General features: G+C 35.3%; 19 protein-coding genes. 17 read left to right on the forward strand and 2 right to left on the reverse strand.

Features of this window, described 5'->3' with window-relative positions:
• The first annotated feature begins 189 nt into the window (after positions 1–189).
• The 12 genes from ACTSKG_RS03385 (at position 190) to ACTSKG_RS03440 (ending at position 10,693) form a co-directional block, all read left to right on the forward strand.
• Complete coding sequence (locus tag ACTSKG_RS03385) at positions 190–1,032, forward strand: ABC transporter permease family protein (protein WP_464756737.1); 843 nt, start codon at positions 190–192, stop codon at positions 1,030–1,032.
• The gene (locus ACTSKG_RS03390; RefSeq protein ID WP_464756738.1) at positions 1,029–2,069 is read left to right on the forward strand and encodes an ABC transporter permease; all 1,041 of its coding nucleotides are present in this window, start codon (positions 1,029–1,031) and stop codon (positions 2,067–2,069) included. Before ACTSKG_RS03385 ends, ACTSKG_RS03390 begins: the two co-directional genes overlap by 4 nt.
• A 42-nt stretch (positions 2,070–2,111) precedes the next feature.
• Positions 2,112–2,657, forward strand: coding sequence for an N-acetyltransferase family protein (locus tag ACTSKG_RS03395; RefSeq protein WP_464756739.1), 546 nt, complete (start codon positions 2,112–2,114; stop codon positions 2,655–2,657).
• A 240-nt stretch (positions 2,658–2,897) separates the two neighbouring features.
• Entirely contained in the window at positions 2,898–3,434 is a 537-nt protein-coding gene (locus ACTSKG_RS03400) for a DinB family protein (RefSeq protein ID WP_464756740.1), read from the forward strand.
• A gap of 189 nt (positions 3,435–3,623) precedes the next feature.
• Entirely contained in the window at positions 3,624–4,877 is a 1,254-nt protein-coding gene (locus tag ACTSKG_RS03405) for a Y-family DNA polymerase (protein ID WP_464756741.1), read from the forward strand.
• A gap of 84 nt (positions 4,878–4,961) precedes the next feature.
• The gene (locus ACTSKG_RS03410; protein WP_464756742.1) at positions 4,962–5,369 is read left to right on the forward strand and encodes a DUF6157 family protein; all 408 of its coding nucleotides are present in this window, start codon (positions 4,962–4,964) and stop codon (positions 5,367–5,369) included.
• 12 nt (positions 5,370–5,381) lie between these two features.
• Entirely contained in the window at positions 5,382–5,855 is a 474-nt protein-coding gene (locus tag ACTSKG_RS03415; protein WP_464756743.1) for a DinB family protein, read from the forward strand.
• A gap of 462 nt (positions 5,856–6,317) precedes the next feature.
• Complete coding sequence (locus tag ACTSKG_RS03420) at positions 6,318–6,791, forward strand: DinB family protein (RefSeq protein WP_464756745.1); 474 nt, start codon at positions 6,318–6,320, stop codon at positions 6,789–6,791.
• A gap of 83 nt (positions 6,792–6,874) precedes the next feature.
• A complete protein-coding gene (locus ACTSKG_RS03425; protein WP_464756746.1) occupies positions 6,875–7,612 on the forward strand; it encodes a hypothetical protein in 738 nt (245 codons plus the stop codon).
• A 288-nt stretch (positions 7,613–7,900) separates the two neighbouring features.
• Complete coding sequence (locus ACTSKG_RS03430) at positions 7,901–8,392, forward strand: sigma-70 family RNA polymerase sigma factor (RefSeq protein WP_464756747.1); 492 nt, start codon at positions 7,901–7,903, stop codon at positions 8,390–8,392.
• Between the two features lies 1 nt (position 8,393).
• Entirely contained in the window at positions 8,394–9,704 is a 1,311-nt protein-coding gene (locus ACTSKG_RS03435; protein ID WP_464756749.1) for a DUF4179 domain-containing protein, read from the forward strand.
• 278 nt (positions 9,705–9,982) lie between these two features.
• A complete protein-coding gene (locus ACTSKG_RS03440) occupies positions 9,983–10,693 on the forward strand; it encodes a class I SAM-dependent methyltransferase (protein WP_464756750.1) in 711 nt (236 codons plus the stop codon).
• 114 nt (positions 10,694–10,807) lie between these two features.
• Here the strand turns inward: ACTSKG_RS03440 and ACTSKG_RS03445 are convergent, their stop codons facing one another.
• Complete coding sequence (locus ACTSKG_RS03445; RefSeq protein WP_464756751.1) at positions 10,808–11,200, reverse strand: ribosomal maturation YjgA family protein; 393 nt, start codon at positions 11,198–11,200, stop codon at positions 10,808–10,810.
• 326 nt (positions 11,201–11,526) lie between these two features.
• Between ACTSKG_RS03445 and ACTSKG_RS03450 the strand changes: the two genes are divergently transcribed.
• The 3 genes from ACTSKG_RS03450 to ACTSKG_RS03460 are packed head-to-tail and all read left to right on the forward strand — an operon-like array spanning position 11,527 to position 12,743.
• On the forward strand, positions 11,527–11,751 hold the full coding sequence (locus ACTSKG_RS03450; RefSeq protein WP_464756752.1) for a helix-turn-helix transcriptional regulator: 225 nt from the start codon (positions 11,527–11,529) through the stop codon (positions 11,749–11,751).
• Positions 11,748–12,230: a hypothetical protein gene (locus ACTSKG_RS03455; RefSeq protein ID WP_464756753.1), complete on the forward strand. Its 483-nt coding sequence runs from the start codon at positions 11,748–11,750 to the stop codon at positions 12,228–12,230. The genes ACTSKG_RS03450 and ACTSKG_RS03455 overlap by 4 nt, the downstream gene beginning before the upstream one ends.
• Positions 12,231–12,248: 18 nt before the next feature.
• Positions 12,249–12,743, forward strand: a complete 495-nt coding sequence (locus ACTSKG_RS03460; protein WP_464756754.1) for a hypothetical protein — start codon at positions 12,249–12,251, stop codon at positions 12,741–12,743.
• A gap of 203 nt (positions 12,744–12,946) precedes the next feature.
• Here ACTSKG_RS03460 and serC read toward each other — a convergent pair whose 3' ends face one another.
• Positions 12,947–14,044 (reverse strand): 3-phosphoserine/phosphohydroxythreonine transaminase, encoded by a 1,098-nt coding sequence (gene serC, locus ACTSKG_RS03465; RefSeq protein WP_464756756.1) that lies wholly within the window; start codon positions 14,042–14,044, stop codon positions 12,947–12,949.
• A gap of 1,229 nt (positions 14,045–15,273) precedes the next feature.
• Here serC and ACTSKG_RS03470 point away from each other — a divergent pair.
• Positions 15,274–17,031, forward strand: a complete 1,758-nt coding sequence (locus ACTSKG_RS03470) for an ABC transporter transmembrane domain-containing protein (RefSeq protein ID WP_464756757.1) — start codon at positions 15,274–15,276, stop codon at positions 17,029–17,031.
• On the forward strand, positions 17,028–18,812 hold the full coding sequence (locus ACTSKG_RS03475) for an ABC transporter ATP-binding protein (RefSeq protein WP_464756759.1): 1,785 nt from the start codon (positions 17,028–17,030) through the stop codon (positions 18,810–18,812). Before ACTSKG_RS03470 ends, ACTSKG_RS03475 begins: the two co-directional genes overlap by 4 nt.
• Positions 18,813–18,869 lie beyond the last annotated feature (57 nt).

The raw sequence follows: 18,869 nt of genomic DNA on the forward strand, positions 1-18,869 counted from the left end.
AGATAGTAGTCAATTTATTTGAACCAATTTCATAATTCAAAGTTAGATAATTATTTCGAGATGGTAGGAATAATTAGAATTTATAATAAACTGCCTCATTCGCAGGAAATATCCAAAAATTCTCTTTTTTTATAGTTCACTATGTTATGATAATTTCATCATAATTTTCTGATAGTGAGGCGATTTTTTGTGAAGGGCTTTTTGAAATGGATGCTTCAATTAGTTGTTGCATTCGTAGGTATACTACTAATTAGTGGACTACCTATACTGATTACTGGTTTTCAACAAGGAGAATTTTTGTGGAAAGAATACGGACAACAATTACTTGTTCTATTTCCACTTTCCAATTTTATGGACCAATATTATGGTTCACAAATCGGATATTACATTAGCTATTCTTTAGAAATATTGTTTTTGGCAATGATTTTCGCAGTTTTTTTAGCACTCCTATTTACAATTATTACAATGTTGTTTAAAGAGCGGGCAAGACAACGAATTAAAACAATCTTTTTCTTTTTGGAGTCATTTCCTGACATTTTAGTTATTTTGCTTGTTCAATTAACAATTATCATGATTCATAAGCAAACAGGTGTTTTTGTTTCAAAGATTGCTGTGACTGGTGGAGAAAGAATCTATATGTTACCTGTTTTTTGTTTGATGATTTTACCAATGGTTCAACTGTATCGTTTAAGTATGCTCACATTTGAAGCAGAGGAACGAAAAACGTATGTTGAGCTTACCAAGTCTCTTGGTTTTAGTAAGTTGATTATTTTAATTATACATATTTTTAGAAACGCAGTTATTAGTATATTTTTTCAATCGAAAAAGACGATGTGGTTTATGCTTTCCAATTTATTTATATTAGAACGAATGTTTAACATGCCAGGTATTATGTTTCACTTGAGTGAACACTTGTCAGGGGAATTATTTTTTATTGCTGTTTGCAGCTTTTTCTTCCCAGTATTCTTCATATATAGCTTTGGTGAGTGGTACTTCTTGCATCGTTTAAATCGTGGAGGTGCTTTGGAATGAAATCTGTTTGGAAGCAACCGTACTTTGTTTTTGGATTTAGTGTGCTAACATTCTTTTTGGTTGGTAGTTTTGTATTTGAATGGATTTTTGGACCGGACCCGAAACAAACGTATTTTATCTATGAAAATGGTAGGTTGGTGGCAGCCGCTCCGCTATCTCCTAGTTTAATGCATCCTTTTGGGACCGACCAGTTCGGATATGATATGCTTTCGAAAATTATGCTTGGCGCAAAATATACAATTATAGCTGCGATGGGTGTGGCTGCCGTGCGTATGCTTATTGCAGTACCTCTTGGATTTGCAATCGGTACGTATTGGCAAAAGAGACGTTTATTGGTTAATAGTTTCATTGATCCACTTCATTATATCCCTATGACTATTTTTTCTTATTTGATACTGTACCCCGTCCTATGGGAGCCAATAGAGGGGTTTTCTACTACTGTGTGGGAGCGTATTGTTATTCAAGTTGTGCTAATGGCGATTATTACAGTGCCAATTGTTGCGTCGTTAATTGGCAATGAAGCGAATTTACTTTATCACGAGGAGTATATTTTGGCTTCAAGAACACTTGGTGCTAGTCGACTTCGAATTATTACGCGACATCTGTTTCCAATGATGCGCGAGAAATTATTTGTATTATATGGGCAGCAAGTTGTTGAAACATTAGTTGTTTTCACTCATTTGGGTCTTCTTAAATTATTTATCGGAGGAACGAAAGTGAGCTATGATCCAATGTTTGGAGATCCTCCGAAATCGATTGCCTATGAGTGGGCTGGACTTTTTGGTTCATCGTTTCGTTATTTGTTGGGTGTTCCATGGCTTCCGCTTGCACCTGCTATTTGTTTCGCCCTTGTCATTTTAGCAGTTGCTGCAATGATCGAAGGCTATACGAGAGCTGTGAATGGCCAAGTCAAAATCCCTAAACGAAAGAAAGTTGCTTTTGTGTCGGATGAGACACTCAAATGGAATAAGCAGCAGTTAAAAGAAAAATTGCAGCTGTTGCTTCAAAATGAACAAGAAAATACACCAAAACTGTAGACCTCTGTCTGCAGTTTTTTATCTCGGGAGGGATTGATAGGGATGAAAATTAATCAGAAGGATTTTAGTGTTAACGGGGTTTCCTACATAGTAAGACATGCGATTAATAAAGATGCGAAGAATTTGTCGGAAATCAGATTACAGATTGATGGAGAGTCTCAAAACCTTGATAGAGAAAAAGGGGAAGCATATATAGACACAGCTGGTTTTGAGAATTTAATCAAAACGGATACGGAAAATAAGAAAAACCTTTTTCTAGTTGCCGTTATTAATGATAAAATTGTCGGATTTTCAAGATGTGAAGGAAATTTTTTGAAACGTTACGCCCATAAAGTAGAATTCGGGGTCTGTGTATTAAAGGACTATTGGGGTTTCGGTATTGGAACAAACCTTTTAAAAGAATCTATTGATTGGGCTGATTTGAACGGAATAAAGAAAATAACTTTAAATGTTTTAGAAACAAATGACAAAGCGATAAATCTTTATAAAAAGTATGGTTTTAAAACGGAAGGTATTTTAGAAAATGACAAAATCCTTTCAGACGGTCAATATTACAACACCGTTGTTATGGGAAGATTTAATGAATAAAACACCAAAATAAGCATTACAGTCTAATGTATAGTCGCCGCCTGCCTTATTTTAATTAAATGCTATAAATTAGCTCGTTTATTGATATCACTTACATACGCAGCGGTATTAAAGCATATGTAGTTGTTTCAAATACAGTTGTAACCAGTTTGCTTTATAGTAGCACTTCTTTAATAAAACAAAGGAGTTTCTAGTGTGACTGTAGAATAGTAAAAATATAATAAATAAAGGAGCATACAAATGCACAAATTACTGGAGAAAAATGAGTACGCACCGTATTATTCAACATATGTAGAGTTAGTATCTGATGGGGATTCCATACAAACTTTAGTTCAACAGATGGAAGAAACCATTGCATTACTTCACAACATTTCTGATCATCAAGCTCATTTCCGCTATGCGCCCGAGAAATGGAGCATAAAAGAAGTGATTGGGCATATGGCAGATACTGAGCGAATTATGAGCTTTAGGCTGGTTTCCATCGCTCGAGGAGAAACCGCTGCTCTCCCTGGTTATAATGATAATGAATATGTACAAAATGCATCTTTTAATAAACAGTCTGTAGAGGACCTTCTTCAAAATTTGAATATTGTTCGCCAGTCAACTATTCATTTAATTAAGAGCCTATCAAGTGAAGATTTACTTCGCCGGGGAACTGCAAACAATGCTGAAGTAACTGTCCGTGCACTTATCGCTATTATAGCTGGTCATGAACTGCATCATCGCAACATAATTAGAGAACGTTATATTTCTTCCGAAGCTTACCCTAATAGCTAATTAAGAACTAATAAAATGGCAAGTGAATCTAATTGATCGTTGTCAGAGTGTGTTTTGATTAATATGTCAAAACGCACTCTTTTTTTATTGGTCCCGCGTGTATCTAAAACTATTTATTACCATTGTATAAGAACGAATGTTTGTCATATACTATTAAGAACAAATGTTCCTTTTTTAGGAGTGGAGAATATGTATGAAGGGTTAGAAAACCGAAAAATTATATGCATTGATATGCGAAGCTTTTTCGCAAGTTGTGCGGCAGCGGATGCTGGACTTGATGTGATGACAACACCTATTGCTGTGATTGGTAATTTGGAGCAAAAGGGGAGTATTGTGCTTGCTGCTTCGCCGAGAATGAAAAAAGAATTTGGTGTAAAAACAGGAACTAGGCTATTCGAAATCCCAGATCATCCATCTATTCATCTAATCGAGCCGAAGATGGAGTTTTTTGTTCGTGTTTCTGTAGAAATCGTCCGTTATTTAAACCAGTTTGTTCCGAATGAAGCGATTCATGTGTATAGCGTGGACGAATGCTTTGCAGATTTAGGAGGAACCGAAAAGCTTTGGGGACCAGTAGAGAATACAATTAAGCGCATACAAGATGGGATGTATAGTCAATTTCAATTGCCATGTGCGGTTGGAATGGGACCAAATATGCTTATGGCGAAGCTTGCATTAGACTTAGATGCGAAAAAAACAGGTTTTGCAAAATGGACTTATGAGGACGTACCGAAAAAATTATGGCCGGTCTCACCATTAAATAAACTATGGGGAATTGGCTCCCGTTTAGAGAAAACGCTAAATAATATGGGCATTTTCACTGTAGGTCAGTTAGCGCAAACTCCTTTAGAAATATTAGAGAAGAAATTTGGTGTGATGGGAAATCAGCTATATTACCATGCTTGGGGAGTTGATTTATCCGAACTTGGTGCACCTCTAGTAGAAGGCCAAATTAGTTATGGAAAAGGGCAAGTATTATTTCGTGATTACCGAACGAAAAAAGAAGTGATGGCGGTTATTTTGGAGATGTGTGAAGACGTGGCAAGACGTGCAAGAGAAGCAAATATGGCTGGAAGAACGATACATCTCGCGGTCGGATACAGCAAAGATGCTTTTGGAGGGGGATTTAACCGTTCTCGCTCCATAGAAGAATCGACGAATGCCACGATGAAAGTATATAAAGTATGCGAACAAATCTTCGACGATTTTTATGATCATCGTCCGGTTCGGAGACTATCGATTTCTTTAACGAATTTAGAACCGGAGCACTCGATGCAACTAAGCTTATTTGAAGCGGACAAATGGAAAATACGAAAACTGGGAAAAACCATGGATGACTTGCGAAGTAAATATGGTTCCACCGCAATTTTGCGAGCAGTGTCCTATACTGAAGCAGGAACCGCTAGAAAACGAGCTGGATTACTTGGAGGACATAAAAAGTAGAAAATTAAAGGGAAATTCGAAAATTTATCGAAATAAATAAAAAGAAGGATAGATAATCAAGGAGTTATGAATGGGGAGAATTCTATGAGCTATAAAAACACTTTTATTTTAATTTCTGAAGATTCACCAGTTACTTCCGCGGTTATACCGATGTCTAAAAATGAAAAACCTACAATTGCTTATATTGAATACGATTTAATCTACAACAATCCCTACAAATACACACAAGAAGATGTGCAATTTAAAACTTACCTGATCAAGAATCAAACTAAATCCAATCAGTTAGAAGAACTACGAGAACAATTTTTTGCAACATCTAAAGCATGTTTCAGAGCTTCAGCTTTAGTAAAAAAGTATGGGTGGGGAATCCACTATGATGAAGAAGGGAAAATAGCAATTTATGATGCTAATAGTGATAAATATAAGCAATTTCTACAGTCAGATGCGATTACAGTTTTAAAAGGAATGCGTTCTAAAAGAAAGAGTAAATAAGGGGGAGTTAATTTGGAACAAACAATTTTTCAACATATGGAGACAGTACGAGGAATAACAAAAGAATTCATTCAACAGATACCGGAAGAGATTGCGGATATAGTTCCAACAGGCTTTAATAATAGTATTCGTTGGAATTTCGGTCATATTGCGTTTATACAGGAAAGACTCGTATTTGCAGTATTAGGTGAAGAGTTAGATGTACCAAGTAACTATGAAGAACTGTTTAGCGCTGGAACGAAACCAGCTGATTGGAAAGTAACACCGCCATCACTAGCAGATATTCTTATTGTATTAACCGAACAAACAACAAGAATAAGAGAATCTATTCAAGGAAATATAAATAAAACACTACCAGCGCCATTTACAAATAGATTAGGCATCACTTTTCACAATAGAGGGGAAACATTTCTCTTCAGCTTTTATCACGAAGCCATGCATATGGAAGCGATTAAAAGAATATATCGAGCGATTACGGTGGAATGAAAGGATATTTCTTCAAACGCTTCGATAAGATTGCACCAGAAATTCTGTGAAATAAAGGGTGAGAAATGATTAAAAAAAGCAATAGCAATAGGTTTAATTATTGTTTTCATTTTACTCTCAGGATGTAATACGAAAAATTTAAACAGTGCTGAATTCACTAACACTACACCAGCTATAATTAAAATAGACAACTTAACCTACCGAATGACCGATGAAGTTATACCCACTAACGAGGTGGAAGAACAAATAGGTAAAATTACACGAATTCATGAAATAGTCTCCTACTCGGAAGACCAAAACCCATATGAAAATCCTAGTAAAATTTTCAAAATAAAGGATATAAATGTAGGAGATGCAATAGCAATTCAAGTTAATAACAGTCTATTTAAAGCAAATATAAACTAAAAAATAGTTTTAATATTTGAGTGGAATCTAATTTCGTGGAGAATAGGGGACTTTTAAATGGAACAAACAATTTTTCAACATATGGAGACGGTACGAGGAATAACGGAGCAATCTATCCTAAAGACATCAGAAGAGATTGCGGATATAGTACCCAAAGATTTTAATAACAATATTCGTTGGAATTATGGCCACATTGCATATATTCAGGAATACCTGGTTTATGGAGTATTAGATCAAAAGATAAATCTCCCAGTAGAATATAGAGAATTTTTTAGAGCAGGAACTAAGCCAACTGATTGGAAAGAAACACCCCCATCATTAGCCAATATTTATTCCGTTTTATCTGAACAAAAAATAAGAATCCAACAATCCCTTCAAGGAAATTTACATAAAAAACTACCAAAACCATTTACGAACCATTTTGGCATCACATTTCACACACTTGGAGAAACATTTCTCTTTAGCTTTTATCACGAAGCTATGCATCTGGAAGCGATTAAAAGAATATATCGAACGATTATGGTGGAATGAAAGGTTGAATAAGTATCTTATTTAGGGTAGTTATGTGAAGTAAAATTACGCAGATGAATTAACAAGTATCTAAGGAGGTGCATATGAAATATTTATGTACGATATTCATAATTTCTATGTTGACCGTAAGTGGTTGCTCGAACAATGAATCTGAGAATCATTTAAAACAAGAAAATGAACAGTTAAAGAAAGAAAATGCAATGTTACTAGTAGAAAAAAAGCAATTAGAATCGGATCAAACTATAGAAGTAAGTTCGGAATTATCTCAAAAAAATGATCAATTAAATTATGAAATAAAAACATTACAAGCAGATAATGAAGAGCAAAATGAAATGATTACACGTTATCAGAAGGCATTTGAATTTTTAAATACAAACACGAATACCCTCGTTAATACATTAAGTATTTTTTCATTAGAAGAAGTTAAAGAAGGAAATAAAATCGCTGGACTAACAGTTTCTGATGTATATATGGAGACTACAAAAGAGCCAGCTAGTTATAATGTGAAATTTTCAGGCGAATTCCAAGTTAGCGGATCAATAGTGCACAACGTAATTGGAGGAAGCAAGTATTCTTTTATTGTTAGAGAGAATCTAGAGAGAATGCCACACACGTTAGAACAGTTTCAACAAGGTAGTGTCTATCTTGATATTGAAAATGAGGATGGATTAAAAAAAGCCTTAGGTGATAAATTAGAACAATTACCTGAAAATGGTGAACTAGAAATAGAAGGCATTTTTAAAAATTATTCTTATATCTATGTACCTGAAACAGATTTTCCTAGTTCCGCAGAATTTGTGAGATTGAAAGAACAGAATTGATTAAAGGCGGTAGCAAACAAGGTGAAAAATAGTTTAGAACTACCAATTGAAATAATTGGAGTTCAAAATGTTGAGGAAGCTGTACAGCGAATAAATGAGCTAAATAATAAGTAGAAACAAACCAACAGGTACTAAAAATTTGATTATAAATGTACCTTCTTTCCTTGTTGATGTAGGAAGTTGGATAGCGAGTTCTCAATCGTAGTTGAACTCGTTTTTTATTGAGCAAAAATAAAATGAACGATTTATCATTTCAGACTGTCTAATAGATAACGAGGGGGTGGGAGTTTGGATTTGGAAAAACGAGCAATTGCGGGTGAAGAACAGGCGATAGTGGAGCTTTTGAAGCGACATGAAGATACGCTCTATCGGACAGCCTATGCGTACTTGAAAAATGAGCATGATGCTATTGAAGCGGTACAAGAGCTGACGTTTCGAGCTTTAAAAAAGATTCATAGCGTCAAAGAACCCGCATACATAGCAACATGGCTTGTTCGGATTATCATTAATATTTGTTTAGATGTGAAAAAGAAGCAGGAGAAGTTTGTCTATAATCATGATGTGGAAATTCCATCGGCAGATCAGCAACCATTTGAAATCACAGATATTATCGCCAGTTTGCCAACAGAACAACAGGAACTGATTTACTTAAAGTATTTTCAGGACATGAAGAACGCAGACATTGCACAGTTGAAGCAAATTCCCGAAGGCACTGTGAAATCGAGGCTACACATGACGTTAAAAAGATTACGCCTACTCATTGGAAAGGAGGGACTGTAAAATGACTACCTTAAACGAGCAGGATCGGCAGAAGCTAAAGGAGGAATTAGAAGCAATTGAAATCCCTAAAGAAGCGTTACATCAAGCACGTACAAAGGCTGTGCATCAGCATCGGTTAACGAAGAGGAGAAAACGCCGTCTGTATTCAGTTGCCAGTGTCGCCGCTATTTTACTGTTGCTATTTGTAACTTCCATTCGTGTATCTCCCGTATTTGCACAAGCTGTAGCCAAAATCCCTGGGTTTGTTTCAATCGTGCACATGATTGCTACTTATGATAAAGGAATCAGTGACATTGTCGAAAATAATTACTATGAGGAACTTGGAATTGTGGTAACTGAGGGTGATTATACCTTGAATTTACAGGGTGTGGTGGCTGATTATTCGGGTATGACTATATTCTATCAGCTTGAATCCCCCTTTGATCATTGGGGTGTAACTTCGATAGAGGTTTCTCAACAAGGCATTCCATTTGGTGTCATAGATTCCTACATGTCACGTCCAGGTGAAGGGAATGTAATTGAAGACAATGTTGAAATTAGGTCTGCCGATGATTTATCATATGAGAATATGACATTTGAATTTAATTTACACTTGAGTGATGCAACAGAAACAGAGACAAAGTTCTCTGTGCCATTCACACTCACCAAGCCTATTGAACAACCAAAAGTATATGAATTGAACCAAGACGTTGTAGTAGATGGTCAAACAATTGATATTAAACATTTGAAAATATCGCCGTTACGTGCAGAAATCCGACTAGCTACTGACGAACAAAACACGATGCAATTACTAAAATTTATATCGGTCCGGTTGATGGATGAGAATGGCGAAGATTGGGCTCAACCAAGAAATATCTCAGGGGGCATCCACAATTTGTCTGACGGTGAAGTGAGTCTGTTTTTACAAAGCAATTACTTCCAACAGCCGAAAAAATTAACGTTAGTGTTGGAGAGGATTCAAGCAGTTCCAAAAGGCTCCGACTATATCGAGGTAGATTTCGAGCAAAAGAAAGTGCTGTATGTACCGAGTGAACTGGATATTGACGTTCAAGTACCATCACGCAATACATTGGAAGTTACTTATCCATCTAGCGGTTGGCAACTATTTTCAGAAATGGTGGATCAAGAAGGAAATGATTTTACTAGTAATTTAATCGAAACGAACTTAACTCATTTTAGCAGAGGAGAACCTTATATCACACAAACCTTTATATTTGTTCCTAATAATGGAGTGAATCCAATTCGTTTCAATATTAATAGCTATCCGATGTATTTGGACGGCAAGGTGGAAATTGATATTCCACTTAATTAATAGGCTTCAACCTTAAAAAAATTATAACCAAAACATACAATAAACGCCACCGCTATGAGCAAGTAAGTTTTCATAGCGATGGCGTTTATTATGTTTTGGGCTCGATCCATGAACTCATCAAACGTATAAACACTATAATTCAAGTTGTATTTCTAAACCATCTTGAAAGTCTTCTTTGTTTACACATTGATGGCATATCTTCAAACAAAAAAGAAGGTATTTGAAATAATTTATTGAATAAAGAAAGTTATGTAAAATATTTCTTTTTGGGGTGTATTATGAATAACAAAGTAAGAGAAACCTATAATCAGCTTGCAAACGATTATGAACACAACGTAGATAAAAAGAGCCTATTTAATACGGAATATGAAAGACCAGCTATGATGAAACTACTTCCAACAAATTTAAGAAAAAGGAAAGTTCTAGATGCAGGATGTGCAGCAGGCTGGTATACGTCTCAATTAGTTAAATCAGGTGCTGATGTAACTGCAATCGATATTAGTCCTAACATGGTAGCAGCTACTAAAAGACGGATTGGAGATAACGCGAAAGTTATGTGTTTAGATTTGGAGAATAAACTACCTTTTGCAGATGAAACTTTCGATTTAATTGTAAGCTCTTTAGTACTTCATTATATAAAGGATTGGAGCAAGTCTTTCAGCGAGTTTCACAGAATATTGAAACCAAATGGGAAGTTTCTTTTTTCAGTCCACCACCCATTTATGGATATTAAATTGTCCAAAACCGATGATTACTTTTCAAATGAATTGATTATTGATCAATGGGAAAGAGAAGGTATATTGATTGAAGTACCATTTTATCGACGTCCTCTTCATGAAATAATGAACAAAACACTTGAATATTTCTCTATAGAGAAAATAATAGAACCACAACCCACAAAGGATTTTAAATTAAAACAACCAAAAAAGTACGAACAATTAATGAAAAACGCCCACTTCTTAGTTGTAGAAACAATGAAGGAAAAATAGAAACAGAAGAAACTTTTTTTGGACTGATTAGTGTTCATACATTAGTCAGTCTTTTAAAATATACTCTATTGCAAAAAAACGTTAGCAGTTTTTATTTCCGTTAGATCTGCCCATTCATTTATTATATCTTCGTTGAATCACTACTAGCACCATCTTATCCAAAACAGTAGCAATCATAATTCCTACGGCATAACGAATTAGGTCCACTACAAGAAATCCTTTACCTAGAGTCAATGCCCCTAGCAATGTACCGCGAATTTGATTGATCAACTCTGCTTGATACAGCTGGCTGAATTCAATGCCAAAACTGAAAGAGATACTAAACCAGATGGCTGTTACCATGCTTTTACGTATTAAAAGAAAACGAAAACCGATATAGACCATCATGGCCCACATGACATCCCCAGCATTATGAGCAATAAATAACGGAAGAAAATGACCGTATTTTCTAGAGGATAGACCTAATAAAATGGTAATAAAAATCGCAAATAAATAAACTATCCTCAAATTACGGTTTCCCACTTTAAAATGTTTGTTTTTATAAGGCAATCTCATCACTCTTTTACATGTATTGGTGATCTTTTATTGTGAATATACAAGTAGTGAATGAGAGAAGCAAGCATTATTTGTTATCAATCACTTATTTAGATATGATCCATTTATCCTTACTTGCAAGAATGTGGAGGATATTAGCAATATTGCATGTTATAAAGGACGAATCAGTAATTCAATTTAGTTTATCCTTATATTTTCGCGCTGCAAAGTAAAGTTAACTAGTCAAAAAGTAAAATAAACTATACAAAACCATCATTTAATTATACAATTCGAATAGAATGTTTGGAGGGAGCAGTTTGTTGAAAAATCGAGTAAAAGAATTAAGAGCCAGATTTAATTTGACGCAAGGGGATCTAGCAGAAAAAACTGGTGTAACAAGACAGACAATTGTTTCATTGGAAAAAGGAAGTTATACCCCTTCATTACTACTTGCTATGAATATCGCTCAAGTGTTTGAAGAGCCAATTGAACAGATTTTTTATAAGGAGGAGGATCTGAAATGAGGATGTATATTACGATTACTTTGAGGGTGTTGCTTTACGTATCTCTCGCTATGATGGTTTATGACTATGTAAAAGTTGAGCAATATTTCGTAATGATGGAAAGAGGATATATCGAAGGATTTTCCGTATATGTCACTACATGGAGAGGTGCTTTTTTTGGTGCAGTCGCAGTACTTCTTGTCGTTTTCAATGTTATCGATTTTATTGTAGTAAAGAAGAAGAAACATGCCCAATTAAAAGAATATATTCTTTCTGAATATGATGTTGCCGATGAACGAACAGTAGAGATTACAGGAAAAGCAGTTCGATATGCATTCGTTGTTATTTTACTTTATACATTTTTACTACTTGGTTCTTATATGTTTATACCAAATTATTTTCTCGATTATCCTTGGTATCCAATTTTTACGACCGCTTCGGTACCAGTATCGGGTCTTCTCATATATTTAATTACATTTAAGTACTTTCATGCTAAATAGAAAATGAGGTGGGGTTTGATGAAAAATTTATTCATAATAATTACGTTAAGAATACTATTAATTATTTCAACTGCAGTTTTTGCATTTGTTACAGTTAAAAATGCTCAACTTTCTAATATGTTTTTAAACGATGAAATAGGCTTTAAATATTATAGAGAAAATAGGTTTAACGTTGGATGGTATAATGTTTTACCAATATTTTTTGCGAGCATGAACTCCTGGTACACAAACTATCATTCAAAAAAGCGGAATAATGGAAGAATTAAAATTAAAGAAGTGGTAATTCCTGAAATGATTCACGATGATGAGAGAGAATCTGAAATAACAGGTAAATCGGCAAAAGCAGCATTTTCAACCATGTTTGTTTTTAGCTTTATTTTGTTAGCAAGCTTCGCTTTAGTTCCGCGTGCATTGAATGATCCTTTATCATACGCAATCTTCGCCATTGCAGCTCTTCCAATAACAGGATTTATCACTTATTTCATAACATATAAAGTACTGTATTCTCGGTGAATTGATTGGAGCAAATATGTTTGGTTGGTTAGAGTTTCTGTAAGGTTGATGGAACCATGACATTAAGATTACTATAATATGAAAGTGGACAACTTTAGTGAATCTCTAGTGATTCAGACAAAACATATATAGCACAATGATTAAATTCATTGAAAAGTATGTTTAGAAAAGCTCTTTGAGGAAATGCAAAGAGCTTTCTATTATTACACTAGTTTACTTTGAAAACGAATCATGAAGTCACTAAGTGCTTGACAAGCTTCTAATGGGACTGCGTTATAAGCAGATGCTCGGCAACCACCAACAGAGCGATGTCCATCTAATCCTACAAAACCAGCTTTTTTTGCTTCCGATAAAAATTGTTTTTCTAAAGCTTCATCAGAGACGCGGAATGTGATATTCATTAGTGAACGGCTTTCCGGAGTAGCATGTCCAGTGTAAAAACCGTTGCTATTATCAATAGCATCATAAATCACTTTTGCTTTTACCTCATTGTTTTTGGCAATTGCTTCTAGTCCACCTTTTTCCTCAATCCAATTGAGTACTTCTCCTAGCATATAAATACCAAAAGTAGGGGGAGTGTTATATAGGGAATTGCTATTAGCATGTGTGCTGTATTTTAAAATAGTTGGTATTTCCGTGTTTGCTTTTTCAAGTAAATCTTTTCGAACAATAACAACTGTCACACCAGATGGTCCAAGGTTTTTCTGCGCACCTGCATAGATCATGCCAAATTTACTTATATCAACTGACTTCGACATAATATCACTTGACATATCTGCTATTAAAGGAATATTTCCAGTGTCAGGGAAGACAGACCACTGAGTTCCATAAATTGTATTATTAGAAGTTAAATGAATATATGCGTCGTCTGAATTAAATTGAATATCTTCTAATGCAGGAATGTTGGAGTATTTGTTTTCTTTTGAACTTGCTATCTCATAAGGTTTTCCAAATAATTTGGCTTCACTATAAGCTTTCTCCGACCAGGATCCAGTCATAATGTAGCCAGCCTTTTGATTAATTTCCAAAAAATTCATAGGGATCATAGAAAATTGTAGGCTAGCACCACCTTGAAGAAAAAGAACCTCATACTCATCTGGAATAGAAAATAATTTCCTCATTCGCGTAATGGCTCCGTTATGTACCTCTTCAAAAATTGCACTGCGGTGAGACATCTCCATGATGGACATACCTGTCCCACGAAAATTAACAAGTTCTTTTTGAGCTTTTTCTAGAACTTCTAGTGGAAGAGCAGAAGGGCCTGCATTAAAATTAAAAGTTCGATTATTTGAAAGATCCATGATAAACACTCTCCTGTCATATATGAATGATTTTATTTATTCATTATATACGCTTTTGTTTGCTAGACAATGAAACTAACGAAATTTTTTAAAAAAAGTGAATAAATTGTTAACGAAACTAATTAATAATAGCTATAAATTAAGACATTGATACGATAAACACTTCCTATGCTTAATAGGTTAGGTGCGGATAACTTCGTTTTAGGTGCCTATAGACTCCGAGTAGGTGCGGATAACCATATTTTGTGCTCAACTCCACAGTTTACGTGCTTATAACTTCGATTTAGGTGCTTATAGCAATACTTTAGGTGCTTATAGACTCCGTGTAGGTGCAGATAAACATATATTGCAATCAACTTTAGTGTTTAGGTGCTGATAGCTTCGATTTAGGTGCTTATAGACTCCAAGTAGGTGCGGATAACCATATTTTGTGCTCAACTCCACAGTTTACGTGCTTATAACTTCGATTTAGGTGCTTATAGCAATACTTTAGGTGCTTATAGACTCCGAGTAGGTGCGGATAACCATATTTTGTGCTCAACTCCACTGTTTACGTGCTTATAACTTCGATTTAGGTGCTTATAGCAATACTTTAGGTGCTTATAGACTCCAAGTAGGTGCGGAAAACCATATTTTGTGCTCAACTCCACTGTTTACGTGCTTATACCTTCGATTTAGGCGCTTATAGACTCCGAGTAGGTACGGATAAACATATTTTGCGGTCAACTTTGCTGTTTAGGTGCGGATAACTTCGATTTAGGTGCTTATAGCAATACTTTAGGTGCTTATAGACTCCGAGTAGGTACGGATAAACATATTTTGCGGTCAACTTTGCTGTTTAGGTGCGGATAACTTCGATTTAGGTGCTTATAGACTCCGAGTAGGTGCAGATATACATATTTTGTGCTGAACTCCACAGTTTACGTGCTTATAACTTCGTTTTAGGTGCTTATAGACTCCAGGTAGGTGCGGATAACTTCGATTTACGCGCTTATAACAATAATTTAGGTGCTTATTGACTCCGAGCAGGTGCGTATAGCCACATCTTAGTTAAACTTCAAAATTTCTTTAGAAATTGCACGAACCTAACTTTTCTATACTTCAAAAATAAATGCTGGAACGATGAATAATATTTCAAAATCCGAATTATTTTGTTTTCTTATCTTTCCCAATCTTCGAACATTTGCTAAACTAGTAAAGTCTTAATATATAAACATGGGGGAAATAAAGTGAAAGTATTTTTAGATTTGGGCTGGTTTTTTAAAGAGAGGAAAAAGCAGTATTTAGTTGGGATTCTCATGCTTATGTTTGTTGCATTTCTTCAGCTGCTTCCGCCGAAAATAATTGGTTTTATTGTAGATGAAATAAGTGAAGGTACATTGACTACAGCTTTTTTAGTTAAATGGCTTGGTTTTTTAGCGCTTTCAGCTATTGGGATGTATATTCTACGTTATTATTGGCGAATTATGATATTCGGTTCAGCTATCTTTTTAGCAAGACAACTTAGAGAGAGACTGTTTCATCATTTTACAAAAATGGCACCATCGTTTTATCAGAAAAAACGTGTTGGAGATTTAATGGCTCATGCAACGAATGACTTGTCCGCGGTTCAACAAACAGCAGGTGCTGGTGTTTTAACACTGGTCGATTCTATTACAACAGGTGGATTTGTTATTGCAGCTATGGCAATTACGATTAACTGGAAACTTACGTTAATAGCACTTATCCCACTTCCTTTAATGGCAATATTAACGAGTTATTATGGTAAGTTACTGCATCAACGTTTTCGATATGCCCAAGAAGCATTTTCTGATTTGAATGACAAAGCACAAGAAAGTATTTCCGGTGTAAAGGTTATTAAAACTTTTGGACAGGAAAAAGAAGATACGGAGGACTTTGTTCAGTTATCCCAAGAAGTCGTGGAGAAAAATATCCATGTAGCAAAAGTGGATTCGTTATTCGATCCAACGATATCGCTCATTGTTGGCATGTGCTTCTTCCTATCAATAGTATTTGGAACTCGTTTTATCCTTGCGAATGACATGTCCATTGGAGATTTGTTCGCTTTTACATCGTATTTAGGTCTACTTGTATGGCCAATGCTTGCTTTTGGTTGGTTATTTAATATTGTGGAGCGTGGGCGTGCCTCGTATGACCGAATTAAGGATTTATTGGATGAAAAAGTAGAAATTGACGATATAGAAAATGCGTTGGATCAAAAACCAGAAGGGGATGTACATTTTAATATAGATGAATTTAAATTTCCTGGAGATGACCGAGTGGCACTGCATAATGTTCACTTCACGTTAAAACGCGGAGAAACATTAGGAGTAGTCGGAAAAACCGGTTCAGGAAAGACAGCAATTTTAAAACTATTGATGAGAGAATTTGAGGGGTATGAAGGGCAGATCATTTACGGAGACCATACCATCGACGAATACAAAAAACGTCGCTTACGAGAAGCAATTGGTTATGTACCTCAAGATCACTTCTTGTTTTCGACGACCGTTGCTGGTAATATTGCCTTCGCAAATGCGAGTGCAACGATGGAGCAAGTACACGAAGCAGCAAAACTCGCATACATCCATGAAGATATACTACAGTTTACGGATGGCTACAATACCGTTGTAGGGGAACGAGGTGTGTCACTTTCTGGTGGACAAAAGCAACGAATTTCGATTGCTCGTGCTTTAATGATGGAGCCTGAATTACTCATATTAGATGATTCATTATCAGCAGTAGATGCCAGAACAGAAGAAGCGATACTAGAAGCATTGAAAACAAAACGGACAGATGAAACTACAATTATTACTTCGCATCGTCTAAGCGCGATTCAACATGCACACCAAATTATTGTCATGAGTGAAGGAACTATTATAGAAAAAGGGTCACATGAACAGCTAATGGATTTAAAAGGAGTATATTTTGAAATGTATCAGCTGCAGCAACTAGAGTCTTTAGTTGAAAAGGGGGGTGAAGAGGTATGAATGAAAAGCAACCACAGCTTTCAGGAAAAGATCAGTGGAACATATTAAAGAGATTATTAACCTTCTTAAAACCACATAAAAAAGTAATTGGAATTGCATTATTTTTGCTTGTATTAACAGTGACAGGAGATATACTTGGACCATATTTAATTAAAACGTTTATGGATGACTATTTAACACCCAAAAGTTTTCCAACTGGACCACTTGTAGGATTGGCTTTAGGTTATGTATTTATCCAAGTTGGAAATGTCATCGTAAGTTATTTTCAATTATTAAAATTCCAAGAGATTGCATTGAAAATAATACAACAAATGCGAATTGATGTGTTCACTAAAGTGCATAAGCTAGGTATGCGTTATTTTGACAAAACTCCGGCGGGAAGTATAGTGTCGCGAGTAACAAATGACACAGAAGCGATTAAAGATATGTTCGTTAGTGTATTAGTAGGATTTGTACAGAGTGGTTTTTTAGTAATTGGTGTGTACATTGCTATGTTTATTTTGAACGTAAAATTGGCACTGTTCGCAACGATTTTATTACCAATTATGTTTGTGATTATTAAAACATATAGAAAGTTTAGCTCGGTTGTTTACCAGGATTTACGTGAAAGACTGAGTCAACTTAATGCTAAGCTTGCAGAATCGCTACAAGGAATGACTATGATTCAAGCTTTTAGACAAGAAGACCGTTTACAAGACGAGTTTAATGAGATTAACGATTCCCATTGGAATGCAGGGAAACGCAATATCAAACTGGATAGCATACTGCTTCGCCCCGCAATCGATTTAGTTTACGCTTTAGCGATTATCATGGTACTAAGTTATTTTGGAATTACTTCGATGAATAACATTGTAGAAGTAGGGGTTATATATGCATTCGTAACTTATATAGACCGTTTCTTTGAGCCGATAAATCAAGTGATGCAACGTCTATCTATTTTCCAACAAGCAATTGTTGCGGCTTCACGAGTGTTCAAACTTTTAGATGAAGAAGATTTAGCGCCAGTACAAAAAAATAGTGTAGAAGCTAAAATAGAACAAGGAAAAATTGAGTTTCAAAATGTGACGTTTTCATATGATGGAAAAACAAATGTTTTAAAAAATATTTCATTCACAGCAGAACCAGGTCAAACTGTTGCTTTAGTGGGACATACAGGCAGCGGAAAAAGTTCTATTATTAATCTACTAATGCGTTTCTATGAATTTGAACAAGGAAATATTAAGATTGATGGCCACTCTGTCAAAGACTTTCAAACAGAGGAAATTCGTGAAAAAGTAGGGTTGGTACTTCAAGATCCATTTTTATTTTATGGTGATATTGAAAGTAACATTCGATTACATGACAAAAATATGACGGATGAAGACGTTCAGGCAGCAGCAGAGTTTGTCCAGGCGAATAACTTTATTGAGAAATTGCCGTTTGGTTACAAGCAAAAAGTAACAGAAAGAGGATCTACTTTCTCGAGTGGTCAAAGACAACTTGTTGCATTTGCACGAACAATAGCAACAAATCCAAAGATATTAGTATTGGATGAAGCTACAGCAAATATTGACACTGAAACGGAAGTTGCTATACAAAGTAGCTTAGAGAAAATGCGTAAGGGTCGGACAACGATTGCAATTGCCCATCGGTTAAGTACTATACAAGATGCAGAGTTAATATTAGTTCTCCATCATGGAGAGATTGTTGAACGAGGTACACATCAACAACTATTGAATGAAAAAGGTTTATATCATAAAATGTACTTACTTCAAAACGGAGTTGTTGATGAAATCGCTTAAAAGAGTCAAAAAGCTGTCACAAGCTTTAGTAGAGTAAAAGTGTGAAAAATTTGGTAC

The organism is Psychrobacillus syltrankelensis, from assembly GCF_055454035.1.